This is a genomic window from Collimonas sp. (genome assembly GCF_039923675.1).
Classification (GTDB): domain Bacteria; phylum Pseudomonadota; class Gammaproteobacteria; order Burkholderiales; family Burkholderiaceae_D; genus Collimonas.
Genome location: NZ_JBDTCG010000084.1, coordinates 1 through 12,926, shown reverse-complemented (window position 1 = coordinate 12,926; position 12,926 = coordinate 1). Strand labels below are relative to the sequence as shown.

General features: G+C 57.1%; 9 protein-coding genes and 2 pseudogenes. 7 read left to right on the top strand and 4 right to left on the bottom strand.

The window, feature by feature from the left end; all coding sequences use genetic code 11:
- Positions 1–398, bottom strand: a 398-nt coding sequence (locus ABI171_RS18485; protein WP_348094000.1) for an Lrp/AsnC family transcriptional regulator, incomplete at its 3' end; no start/stop codon positions are given.
- Positions 399–606: 208 nt separating this feature from the next.
- Here ABI171_RS18485 and ABI171_RS18480 point away from each other — a divergent pair.
- The 6 genes and pseudogenes from ABI171_RS18480 (at position 607) to msrA (ending at position 7,570) form a co-directional block, all read left to right on the top strand.
- Positions 607–1,623 (top strand): 1-aminocyclopropane-1-carboxylate deaminase, encoded by a 1,017-nt coding sequence (locus ABI171_RS18480; RefSeq protein WP_348093999.1) that lies wholly within the window; start codon positions 607–609, stop codon positions 1,621–1,623.
- 103 nt (positions 1,624–1,726) lie between these two features.
- On the top strand, positions 1,727–3,004 hold the full coding sequence (locus ABI171_RS18475) for an MFS transporter (protein WP_348093998.1): 1,278 nt from the start codon (positions 1,727–1,729) through the stop codon (positions 3,002–3,004).
- Entirely contained in the window at positions 2,997–4,532 is a 1,536-nt protein-coding gene (locus ABI171_RS18470) for an amidase family protein (RefSeq protein ID WP_348093997.1), read from the top strand. The genes ABI171_RS18475 and ABI171_RS18470 overlap by 8 nt, the downstream gene beginning before the upstream one ends.
- A 36-nt stretch (positions 4,533–4,568) precedes the next feature.
- Positions 4,569–5,545 (top strand): annotated as a pseudogene (locus tag ABI171_RS18465) (FAD-binding oxidoreductase).
- A gap of 52 nt (positions 5,546–5,597) precedes the next feature.
- Positions 5,598–6,938 carry an MBL fold metallo-hydrolase gene (locus ABI171_RS18460; RefSeq protein WP_348093995.1) on the top strand — a complete coding sequence of 447 codons (1,341 nt, stop codon included), beginning with the start codon at positions 5,598–5,600 and terminating at the stop codon, positions 6,936–6,938.
- 122 nt (positions 6,939–7,060) lie between these two features.
- Positions 7,061–7,570, top strand: coding sequence for a peptide-methionine (S)-S-oxide reductase MsrA (msrA, locus tag ABI171_RS18455; RefSeq protein ID WP_348093994.1), 510 nt, complete (start codon positions 7,061–7,063; stop codon positions 7,568–7,570).
- Between the two features lie 60 nt (positions 7,571–7,630).
- Here the strand turns inward: msrA and ABI171_RS18450 are convergent, their stop codons facing one another.
- Positions 7,631–8,095, bottom strand: coding sequence for an Lrp/AsnC family transcriptional regulator (locus tag ABI171_RS18450; protein WP_348093993.1), 465 nt, complete (start codon positions 8,093–8,095; stop codon positions 7,631–7,633).
- A 140-nt stretch (positions 8,096–8,235) separates the two neighbouring features.
- On the opposite strand from ABI171_RS18450, the gene mdeB reads away from it, so the two are divergent.
- Positions 8,236–10,920, top strand: coding sequence for an alpha-ketoglutarate dehydrogenase (gene mdeB / locus ABI171_RS18445; RefSeq protein ID WP_348093992.1), 2,685 nt, complete (start codon positions 8,236–8,238; stop codon positions 10,918–10,920).
- A gap of 405 nt (positions 10,921–11,325) precedes the next feature.
- On the opposite strand, the gene ABI171_RS18440 is transcribed toward mdeB, so the two are convergent.
- Positions 11,326–11,607: a hypothetical protein gene (locus ABI171_RS18440; protein WP_348093991.1), complete on the bottom strand. Its 282-nt coding sequence runs from the start codon at positions 11,605–11,607 to the stop codon at positions 11,326–11,328.
- Between the two features lie 8 nt (positions 11,608–11,615).
- Positions 11,616–12,926: pseudogene (locus ABI171_RS18435) on the bottom strand (hypothetical protein); the annotation flags it as partial.

The following is a 12,926-nucleotide window of genomic DNA, read 5'->3' as shown; positions in this document are numbered from 1 at the left end:
TCGTTGTCCTTGGTGCGCACCAGCATGAAGTAGTCGAACTCTCCGGTGACGACGTGGCACTCAAGGCAGCCGGAAACCTTCTGCACCGCATTTTCGAAATCGGTAAACGATTCCGGCGTCGATCTGTCCAGCACCACGCCGATCATCACCAGCGTGCCGAGATCAAGGGCGCGCGGATTGAGCAACGCCACTATGCCTTTGATCAGCCCCATTTCCTTGAGACGCTCCACGCGCCGCAAGCACGCGGGCGCGCTCAAATTCACTTTTGCCGCCAATGCAACATTCGATATGGATGCGTCGCGCTGCAGCGCTTTAAGGATGGCGCGGTCAGTGCGATCCAACGCTTCGCCGGCAGCATCGGGCGGCAGCGTCTCCGAACGCACTTTTATTGCTTTCATATGATTTATTTCAAAACAAAAAGTATGTCGATTAATAAAAAACGTTTTTTAACATTGAATTATGCAATAAATTTGCAACCATGTTTCTTGGCTTTAATTTTAATATGGATTCACACTCAGCATCTGAAAAAAGCTGGATTCGGACATGCCGGTTTTCTTTGCCAGCTTTGATGCGTGGATACTTACCCTAACCCCAGGAGCCGTTCCCATGAACCTGAAGAAATTTCCCCGTCATTCCCTGACTTTCGGCCCTACGCCGATCCAGCCGCTCAAACGCCTTAGCGCCCACCTCGGCGGAAAAGTCGATCTGTACGCGAAACGTGAAGACTGCAACAGCGGCCTGGCCTTTGGCGGCAACAAGACGCGCAAACTCGAGTACCTCATTCCTGAAGCGCTGGAAGGCGGCTACGACACGCTGGTTTCAATCGGCGGCATCCAGTCCAATCAAACACGCCAGGTGGCGGCAGTGGCGGCGCATCTGGGTCTCAAATGCGTCCTGGTGCAAGAGAATTGGGTGAACTACTCGGATGCGGTGTACGACCGGGTCGGCAACATCGAGATGTCGCGCATCATGGGCGCCGATGTGCGGCTGGACAGCGCCGGATTCGATATCGGCATCCGCCACAGCTGGGAGCAAGCCATGGAGGATGTGCGCAAGGCTGGCGGCAAGCCATTCCCGATCCCCGCCGGTTGCTCCGAGCATCCGCGCGGCGGACTGGGATTCGTCGGCTTTGCCGAGGAAGTCCGGCAACAGGAAGCCGAGCTGGGCTTCAAGTTCGATTACATCGTGACCTGCTCGGTGACCGGCAGCACGCAAGCCGGCATGCTGGTGGGTTTTGCGGCGGATGACCGCGCCGACAAGGTCATCGGCATCGACGCCTCGGCCAAACCGCAGCAGACCTTCGATCAGATTCTGCGCATCGCCAAGAATACTGCCGGGCTGGTTGAACTGGGCCGCGACATTACCGCCAAGGACGTGGTCCTGGATACACGCTTCGGCGGCCCCGAATATGGCTTGCCGAACGACGGCACGCTGGAAGCCATTCGCCTTTGCGCCCGCCTCGAAGGCATGCTGACCGATCCGGTCTACGAGGGCAAGTCGATGCACGGAATGATAGAGAAAGTGCGGCTGGGTGAATTCCCGGAAGGCTCCAAGGTCCTGTATGCCCATCTCGGCGGCGTACCGGCGCTGAACGCCTATAGTTTCCTGTTCCGTAACGGTTAAAGCGCGTCAGAGTAGCCGTCCCTGGTGTCAAGGTTCCGCCCGGCGCCAGCGATGGCGCAGGAAGCATCTTGACTGTTGCACATCGAAGCCCGTGGAGCCTTGCATGAATGCCGTATTGGAAAAAGCCAATCACAAATATGTCGTGCTGGCGCTGCTCTATCTGGGATGGTGTGTTTCGTACATCGACAGGGCCGCCATTACTTTCGCGGTCACCCATATCGCGGGCGATTTTCACCTGGAACCGGCGCAACTCGGCATATTGCTGAGCAGCTTTTTCCTCGGCTACTCGCTGATGCAGCTACCCGGCGGCTGGCTGTCGGATCGTTTCGGTTCCAGGCCGGTCATCGTGGTGTCGATCTTGTTATGGTCGATTTTCACCGGCGTCACCGGCGTAGCCTGGTCGTTGACCAGCATGGTGTTGATCCGGTTTGTTTTCGGCCTCGGCGAAGGCGCATTTCCGGCCGCCAGCGTCAAGGGCGTGGCAGAAGTCTTCTCAAAAGAGGAACGCCCGAAGATGTCGGCGCTGCTGATGTCATCCAACTATGTCGGCAGCATGCTGGCGCCGCTGATCGTTGCGCCCATGATCATTCATTTCGGCTGGCGCAACGTATTCCATTACATGGGCATTGCGGGTCTGTTTTTCAGTGCGGCGTACTGGTTTTTCATCAAACCGGCCAAAGCGCGATCGGTCGGGCAAGGAAGCGCCGCCGGCAAGAAAAAGATAGACAAGGAGGCCTTCAGGAACCTGCTCAAAACGCCGCTGATGTGGAAAATCGTCGCAGTGTGGTTCGGGCTCAGCGTCGTCAACAAGGGGCTGGATTCCTGGATGCCCACCTATCTGATGACGCAACGCGGACTGGACCTGAAATCGGTTGGCCTGCTATTGCCTTTACCCTATGTGCTTGCCGGTATCTCGACGGCAATCGGCGGCTGGGTAATGGTACGGTTTTTCGACGGCAAGGAGCGCTATTTGCTGATCGCCAGTTCGGTATTGACCGCGGCGTTCCTGTATTTGATGTACACCGCCGATAGCGTCGCCGGCGTCATCACCTACCAATGCATCGTCTATTTCTTTAAATCCTTCGTTCTCGCGACCTGCATCGCCTTGCCCACCAAGATATTCCCGGAACGCCTGGTCGGCACCAGCATCGGCATGGTGAACCTGGGCGGGCAATCGGCCGGATTCATTTCGCCGCTGGCGATAGGCTTCCTGGTCAGCGCTTTCAGCAATTACGATTATGCGTTCGGCTTTTTGATTGCCTCCGCCTGCTTTTCGGTTATCGTAAGCATGTTCATCAAGACCGGCAAGACAGCAACAGATACGGCAAACAACGGAGCGACACCGGAAGTCGCGAAAAATCCAGAGGAATCCCATGCTTGAACAAAACATCGTTGAAAAAAGCGCCGTCGAATTGCGCCGCCTGATCGGCTCGAAGGAAATATCGCCGGTGGAATTGCTGGATGCCTGCATCGGCAGGATAGAAGCGCTCAATCCGCATATCAACGCCGTTACCGCCACCTGCTTCGAACGCGCCCGCCGCGAAGCCGCAGATGCCGAGGCTGCGGTGCTCGCAGGCAGGCGATTGGGACTGCTGCACGGCCTACCGATCGGCATCAAGGACCTGGAAGAAACCGAAGGCCTGCTGACGACTTACGGTTCACCGATTTATCGTCACAATATTCCGGACAAGGACAATGCCCTGGTGGCGCGCTTGCGCGCTGCGGGTGCGATTGTGGCGGGCAAGACCAATGTGCCGGAAATGGGTGCCGGCGCAAATACCAGAAATGCCGTATGGGGCGCAACCGGCAATCCCTTCAATCCGCTGCTGAATGCGGGCGGCTCCTCCGGCGGCTCTGCCGCGGCGCTGGCGGTAGACATGCTGCCTTTGTGCAGCGGTTCGGATACCGGCGGCTCGCTGCGGATTCCTGCGGCCAAATGCGGCGTGGTGGGATTTCGGCCGTCTCCCGGCGTGGTGCCGAGCGAACGAAAATTGCTGGGATGGACGCCAATATCGGTAGTCGGCCCGATGGGCAGAACCATGGCCGATGTACTGCTGCAGCTTAGAGCCAGCGCCGGCATGCATGCGGCCGATCCGCTCAGCTATCCGATCGTCGCGGACGCCTTTAGCGCGCCGGAGGATATCGATTTGTCCGAGCTGCGCATAGGCTATACCGAGGACTTCGGCATTTGCGAAGTCGATGACGACATACGCAAGGTGTTTCGCAGCAAGATCGAGGCCTTGCGGCCGCATGTTAAAGAATGCTCACCAGTCAGATTCGATCTAGGCGACGCCCATCGCTGCTTTGACGTGATACGCGCAGAGAGTTTTGTCGCCGGCCTCGATGCAGCCTATAAGCACGACCCTGCTTCGCTGGGGCCGAATACGCGCGCCAACTACGAGCTGGGCGCCGCCATGACACTGGCTGACTGCGCCTGGGCCCAAGCCGAACAGACGCGCCTGTTTCGCCGCTTTCAAGCGCTGTTTACCGACTATGACTTGATCCTCTCGCCGACCACGCCGGTATCCCCTTTTCCCTGGTCCGATCTGTTTTTAAAACAGGTCAACGGCATCGCGCTCGAAAATTATTACCGCTGGTTGTCGCTCACCTACGTGGTTACGCTGGCAACCAACCCTGCCCTCTCCATGCCATGCGGCAGCGATCACAAGCACATGCCGTTCGGCTTGCAGCTGATCGGTACGTTCCGGGCAGATGCTCATTTGCTGGCATGCGCCAGCGCGTTCGAGCGTTTATTCGACAGCCGCCCTGAATTACGCCGGCCGCGGCCGGACCTGGAAGCATTGAAAGCAACCGACGCCGGATTGACCGCCATCGTTACCCATCCGCCACGCAGTCAGGGTGACCCGGAAACAGATGACCCCGCACCGGCCAGCAGGCCGGCGGTGTAGCATTGCACCACACAGGTCATCAAGGCGGGATTTTGCATGGAAACTGAAACTCAGGCGGATTACATCATCGTCGGCGCCGGCATTGCCGGCGCATCGATTGCCTATTGGCTGACCCGGCTTGCTCCACATGCACGCGTGATCCCTCTTGAGCGCGAGTCCCAGCCCGGCTATCACAGCACCGGCCGTTCGGCCGCGCTGTATATGGAAAGCTACGGGCCGCCGCAGGTGCGGGCGCGAACCTGCGCCAGCCGTACTTTCTTTGACCATCGGCCGGCTGGATTTGCCGGCCATCCCTTGCTGACACCGCGTGGCGCCTTGATGTTTGCGACGCAGGATCAACTGGCAGAACTGGATGCGCACGAAGCGATCGTACGTTCCATGTCGGATAAGGTCTAACGACTCGATGCAGACCAAGCTTGCCGGCGCGGCCTACGAAGCGGACGCCGCCGATATCGACGTGCATGCCTTGCATCAGGGTTTTCTGCGTGGCGCACGGGCCGGAGCGGCGAAGCTGGTCTGCGATGCGGAGGTGCAGGCACTGGCATATCACGCGCAAGCCTGGGAAGTCACGACGACACAAGGCAGGTTCAGCGCCCCGCTGCTCATCAATGCCGCCGGCGCCTGGGCCGACGTCATCGGCCAGATGGCGGGCGCCGACCGCATCGGGCTGGTGCCGAAACGGCGCTCGGCCTTCATCTTCAGTCCGCCTGCCGGTACGGATGTGTCCTCCTGGCCCTGCCACGCTCGATGTACGGCGGCCGAGCCATGTCTGGGCCGGTTTGCGACCCTTCGTCGCCGACGGCAGCTTCGTTGCAGGTTTTGATCAAAAACTCACCGGCTTCTTTTGGGCTGCCGCGCAAGGCGGCTACGGCATTCAGTCGGCGCCTGCCGCCGGCAAGGCGTATGCCGCCATGTTGTGCGGACTGCCGCTCCCGGATCTTATACTGGCGCATGGCGTCGAGGTCGCCGCGCTCAGTCCGGCGCGTCTGGGCGTGCAACACCATATCGGGTAATATGGCTTAACCATGTTGCAGACGTGTTTTACAACTTACCGCATCGATCCCTTTGACCCTGAAAATCTCCCGCATCCTGCACGCCGGCTACCTGTTTGAATGCGGCGGCACGGTGATCGCATTCGATCCCATCGTGGAAAATCCCTTCAGCAGGAATTGCCATGCTTTCCCGGATGTCAGCTTCGATCACGAGCAGGTACGGCAGCTCAAGCTGGACGCTGTCTTTATTTCGCACTTCCATGACGACCACTGCTCACTGGAGAGCCTGGATTTCCTGGACCGCAAGACCCCGATCTATCTGTATTGCATCTTCGAACAATTATTCGCGATGATCCGCAAGCTCGGTTTCACGCATGTGCACAGCCTGGAAATCGACGTTCCCGTACCCATTGGCGCAATCGAAGTCATTCCCAGAAAGGCCCTCGATGCCGATGTCGATTCCATGTTCCACGTCAAGGCGGCCGGCCTGAATGTCTTGAACGTGGTCGATTCCTGGATCGATCCCTCGGCGTTGCATGAGCTGGCGCGCTTTGCCCCTTGGGACATGGTGCTGTGGCCGTTCCAGACCATGCGCGAAATCGAAGTGATCGCGCCAACCCGGGCCACTGCGGGTCCCGTGTCATTACCAGAAGAATGGATAGGCCAGTTGCAAGCGCTCAATCCCAGGTATGTGGTGCCCAGCTCCTGCCAGTTCGTGCAAGAACCTTGGTCCTGGTACAACCACGCTCTATTTCCGATCACCTACCGCCAGTTCCGGCAAGACATCGAGGCCGCCCTGCGGGGGTCGCGCGTACTCAGGCTGAACCCGTCGGTGTCCGTGGTATTGGATCAGACATCGCTGGAACCGGCGGCACCGCTCAGCTGGGTCATCCCTATCGGCGATCAGAACCTCGATTACCAGTACCTGCCCCATCTCAAGCCGCCCGCCACGGCAGACATTGCCTGCCGCTTCGCGCCATTGAACGACGAGCAAACTGCGCTGGTGATGGATTTCTGCCGTACCGGCTTGCCGGAAAAATACCGCGCCATGGAATTGCCCGACGATAGTTTCTTCCGGCAGCCGCGGCTGTGGCGATTGACACTGTACAGCCATGCCGGCGCCACCACGCATTTACACTATCGGACAGATGGCGACAGCATCGAGCAGGTTGCGGCCAGCGACGAACCTTTGTCCTGGACCACCGAGGTCGCGCTCTCCAAATGCTACGCCGCGCTGGCGCTGGGAGAATCCCTGACGTCGATGTATATCAGGATCAACGACCATGTTTTCGATGCCGGCAACGATGCCGAGTTGGCGTCGGCGGATATCATCGACGATCCCCTGATCCGTTGCCTGTTCAATGATGCGATTGCCGCCTACCAGGCGGCGCAGCTGGTCCGGCTCGGCGTTTAAGGCGCGGATATCCGGTCAGGAATGCGCGTGCTGTAAAAAGGGTAAGATGCCGCTATTGAAGTTAAGCATAGTACGCAAACACAATACGCAAGCAATGCGCTATTTTTGGAAAGGAAACGACAATGACAACAACAAGCGAAAAAGCCATCCTGGCGGGAGGCTGTTTCTGGGGCGTGCAGGATTTACTGCGCAGCTATCCGGGCATACTCTCGACGCGGGTCGGCTATAGCGGCGGCGATGTCGCCAACGCCACTTACCGCCACCACGGCAGCCATGCCGAAGCCATCGAAGTGATTTTTGACCCGCAGGTCATCAGCTACCGCAAACTGCTGGAATTTTTCTTCCAGATACACGATCCCAGCACGCAAAATCGCCAAGGCAACGATTTCGGGACCAGCTACCGTTCCGCCATTTTCTACACCAGCGAACAACAGAAGCAGACCGCGGAAGACACCATTGCCGATGTCGACGCCTCAGACCTGTGGCCGGGTAAAGTGGTGACGGAAGTCGCGCCGGCCGGGCCGTTCTGGGAAGCGGAACCGGAGCATCAGGACTATTTGCTGCGCCTTCCTTCCGGCTACACTTGCCACTTCATCCGCCCCGACTGGCAACTGCCGCAACGGCAAACCTGATAAATCCCCGCGCCGGACCAACCGCCATCGTTGATTGGCTGATTGGTCTCGGCATCAGGTTCAGGAAATGATCGGTAGCGCCGTCTTGTATTTCACCTGCTTCAATGCGAAGCTGGAACGGATGTTCTTAATCCCCGGAATCTTTGTCAGGTGATCCAGGATAAAGCGTTCGAGCGCCTGGATATCCGGCACCACGATGCGCAGCAGATAGTCCTCGTCCCCCGTCATCAGATAGACCTCCATCACTTCCTCGAAGTGGCTGACCGCTTTCTCGAAGCGCGCCAGCGCGGCGGACTCCTGCTTCTCCAGGCTCACCTGGATGAAGACATTCATTTTCAAGCCAAGCGCCGGCGGATCGACCAGCGCCACATAGCGCGCAATCACTTTTTCAGCTTCCAGGGCTTTTACCCGCGCCAACGTTGGCGACGCGGACAGATTGATCTTCCTGGCCAGGTCGACATTGCTGATGCTGGAATCGTCCTGCAGCACCCTCAAAATTCGCAGATCTGTTGAGTCGAGATTCATATGCAGTGTAAAAATCTGATTTATGAGTAGTTTAGATATTTTATGCCGAATTTTTAACAACTGACAGCTTATTTCAGTTACCCATGCTGCTTCTTTGGTCGTACCTTATGCTTATACTCAACTACCGAGGAACAGGGGCTATGGAAATGTCATCTGCCAACAATCTGAACAGTCAATTTGACAGTGACCGGCAGGAAACTGACGAATGGGTCGACGCGTTGCAGGCGGTGATACAGGCCTCCGGTCCGGAACGTGCGCGTTACCTGCTGTCGCGCCTGAGCGCAGCGGCGCAGCAATCGGGAATCAAATGGCGCGACTCCCGCAATACCCCTTATACCAACACCATTCGCGTCAAGGATGAGCCGCCTTTTCCAGGCGGCGCGGATGCGCTGTCGACCGAACAGCGCCTGGCCAGCCTGATGCGCTGGAACGCATTGGCGATGGTGGTGCGCGCCAATCGCGCTTACGGCGAACTGGGCGGCCACATCGCCAGCTACGCTTCTGCCGCCGACCTGTTCGAAGTCGGATTCAACCATTTTTTCCGCGCGCGCACCGATGCTTTTGGCGGCGACCTGGTCTATTTCCAGGCGCATTCCGCGCCGGGAATTTATGCGCGCGCCTTCCTGGAAGGCACCCTGACAGAAAAGGAATTGTCGTTCTACCGGCAGGAAATCGAAGCGAAAAAACACGGTGCGCAGGGGCTGTCGTCCTACCCGCATCCGTGGCTGATGGAAAATTTCTGGCAATTCCCTACCGGCTCGATGGGCCTCGGCCCGATCAGCGCGATCTACCAGGCGCGCTTCATGCGCTATCTGGAACACCGCGGCTTGCTGGCGCCGCAAGAGCGCAAGGTATGGGGCGTATTCGGCGACGGCGAGATGGATGAGCCGGAATCGCTGGCGGCGCTCAGCCTGGCGTCGCGTGAAACGCTGGACAACCTGGTATTCGTGGTCAACTGCAATCTGCAGCGGCTCGACGGCCCGGTGCGCGGCAACGGCCATATCGTGGATGAGCTGGAAACGCTATTCGCCGGCGCCGGCTGGAATGTCGTCAAGTTATTGTGGGGTTCCGACTGGGATACTCTGTTTGCCCGCGATAAATCGGGAGAACTGGTGAATGCCCTGAACCAGACAGTAGACGGCCAGTTGCAAACCTTCGCCGCCAATAACGGCGCATTCAATCGCGAACGCTTCTTTGGACAAAGCCCCGCATTGCAAGCGATCGGCGCGACGCTGACGGATGACGAAATCGACCGCTTGCACCGCGGCGGTCACGACATGAAAAAAATCCATGCGGCCTATCACGCTGCCGCAAATCACCGCGGCCAGCCGACGGTGATACTGGCCCAGACCAAGAAAGGCTTCGGCATGGGGGCGGCCGGCCAGGGCAAGATGACCACGCATCAGCAGAAAAAGCTGGATGCCGACACGCTCATCGCATTCCGCAATCGCTTCAAGCTGCCGATCTCCGATGAAGCCTGCGCAGCGCTGGCGTTCTACAAGCCGGCCGACGACAGCCCCGAAATGCGCCACCTGCTGCAACGCCGCGCCGCCCTGGGCGGCTTCATGCCGCGCCGCAGTACATCGCAGCAGCAACTAGCGGTGCCGGAGATTGCATCGCACGCAAAATTCGCGCTCGACGCCGCCGGCAAGGAAATGTCAACCACGATGGCGCTGGTACGGATGCTCGGCGCCCTGCTGAAAGACGACGGCATCGGCAAGCATATCGTACCGATCGTGGCGGACGAAGCGCGCACTTTCGGCATGGCCAACCTGTTCCGGCAGGTCGGCATCTACTCTTCGCAGGGCCAGTTATACGAACCGGAAGATATCGGCTCGATCCTGTATTACCGCGAAGCCAAAGACGGCCAGATTCTGGAAGAAGGCATTTCGGAAGCCGGTGCGATCTCCTCCTGGACCGCGGCGGCCACCAGTTATTCGGTGCATGGATTGCCGATGCTGCCGTTCTACATTTACTACTCGATGTTCGGCTTCCAGCGCATCGGCGATCTGATCTGGGCCGCAGCCGACCAGCGCGCACGCGGCTTCCTGGTCGGCGCCACATCCGGACGCACGACACTGGCAGGCGAAGGCCTGCAGCATCAGGACGGCTCCAGCCATCTTATTGCAGCAACCGTGCCGAACTGCGTATCCTACGATCCGGCCTACGCTTATGAAATGGCGGTAATCGTACAAGACGGGATGCAACGCATGCTCGGCAACCAGGAAGACATTTTCTATTACGTCACTGTGACGAATGAAAACGAAGCCCAGCCCAGCATGCCGCAAGGCGTTGAAGAAGGGATCAAGCGCGGCATGTATTGCCTGGAGCGAAAGAAAAACGCCGACGTGCGCCTGCTGGCAGCCGGCCCGATCCTGAAAGAAGCGATCGCCGCCGCAGCATTATTACAGGAAAAATTCGGGATAAACACGGAAGTCTGGAGCGTCACCAGCTACACCGAGCTGGCCCGCGACGGCATTGCGGCGCAACGCAACCAGCGCCTCTCCAACGCATCGGAAGCAGCCTACGTCACCCGCCAACTTGGAGATAGCCAGGCGCCGGTCATTGCAGCCAGCGATTATGTCCGCAGTATGGCAGAGAGTATCCGAGCGTTTGTTCCGGCAAGCTACGTCACGCTGGGAACCGATGGTTTTGGACGTAGTGATACGCGGGCCAACCTGCGCGATTTCTTCGAAGTCGATGCAAAATGGATTGCGCTTACCGCGTTGAGCGAGCTGCCTGCGGGAAAAGATGCAGCGCAACTGAAGAAATTTGCAGAGATGCTTGGATTGGATTTGGCGAAGCCTTGGTCGGCGACGATGTGAACGAGTCGATGGGATACGCAGCGCGTGAGCAGGTATGGCAAATCAAGTTGAATCGTTTGCCCTAGCTGGAACCGGGTTAATCGTTGCACCTTGCGTATCAAACACCTGTTTAAGATCTGATATCGATGCCCCCCAAACATCTGACAGCGAAGTGGGAACACCAGCTTGTACTGATAAGCTTGCCCGTAAGCCAATTGCTGAATTTACGGAAGCTGCCGACGCTTCGCCTGGTGTACTTGTACCATAGACATTATTGAGAGTTGGATTACGATTTTCGAGACATATTTCGTAATCCGGTTATTGACATGTCCACGGTGTAACGTTGCCCAACTTGAAAACAAGGATCTACGTGAGAAACTCATCATACGCAGATCCTCTTCGTGTGGATTATGGGGGCACCCCAAACTAATCCAGTTTTTTATAAGACCGCAAAGATTCATCAACCTCACGTTCTTGCTTCTGGCTAAGCGGTTCATCAGAAAACAATTCCATCAACTCTTTACTGCCAATTTGAGGCAGCATCGCAGAAAGTCGGTCAAAGGCCTGTAGCTCAATTACTCCCCATTCAAACAAGGCAGAGAGATAACCATGCCAAATCAACGCGACAGTATCGGATGAATCACGCCACTCGAGCTGACGTGCAATTCTGTTACGCAATTCTTCTTCTGTTGGGTAGCCGTTAATCATAGTAATCCTTATAATTTTCTTGGTACATAGACTGTACCTTGAGGCGTGACCACTGTAATGCTCTGAATTTTAGATCCCGAGCGAGAGTCTGCGCCATACGCCCTATCAATACCTCGAGCAGCGATGTCGGCAGTCATACCAGACTGATTACGAGCGTCAATAATAATGTCTCCAGACTGACCACGTGCATCCATAGCAGTGCTTGAGAGTGCTTTGGATAAACCATCCGAAGTCTGGTTAGTTACATCGCTCATAGTTTTTAGCTCGTACTTCCTGCCATCAATGACGAAGTCAGCAGAGCGACCAGCATTCGTAGCAGGAATTATTTCAACTGTTTTTCCACCGCCCAACATTTCACCGACAAAGTTTTGCTCAGCAAGAGTGCGGCCGTTGGTAGAGCCAATGAGTTTTCCTGTAGTGCCGGTTCCGGTATTTATGCCATAAACATTATGCAAGTCCCCGTCGCCAACAACGATATTTTTCTCCGGAACCACTTCACCTATGGCCGCAGTTTTCGGCCCGGGAAGCTGATTACGTACGCCGGTGGTCAACACCGCTGTTGCCGCAGCAGCCCCTGATAGAAGACCTGCCCGTGCCAGACGATAGCCTATTGCTTGCGCGACCAAGGTATCGCAAGCACTACTGGTCTGACCACTGCAATTGGCTGCACGGAACTTTGCTATATCCTGTGCCTGCTGTATATCGGTACCGTACGCGGCATCCTTGCCGGCGACCGAGCCGAAATCATTCACATTATTTTGGCGTGCAATGAGTTGCTTTTCATAATTACCATATCCAAACGGGAGTATTCCGCTGACTTCACTTGCAGTTGCAGCACTCGATTCCAGATTCTTCACGCATTGGGCATCTCCAGCAGTGATGCAGCTTTGTACTGCACTTATGTTCGCGTTAGAAAGATCATGGTATTTGTTAAAGATGGTCATTACTTGATCATCTGTGCAACCACCAGCCTTTGCCTGACATGATGCAATATCTTTTCTCATGAGCGCAGCTTGCGTATGATTCAAGAAATTATATTGTGTCGCCAGCTTCGCAGTCACCGCCGCAGCATTGCCATCAGCCGCCGTACCTCCAGCTGCTTGCGCCACAGCCTTGCCGACAGTCAATCCAACCAGTTGCACCAGGGCGTTCTTCTCATCGGCACTCAAGCCGGCAATGCCTTGAATGTCGTTGCCAAAAGTTTCGACCGCCAACTTGGCCGCTGCAGCACCTGCTGCGCCGGTCCCAAAGTTGCCGCCTATCGCCTTCGCCATCAAACCGCCGATCAGGCCGTGCACCAACACCTTGGTCGGTGTCGA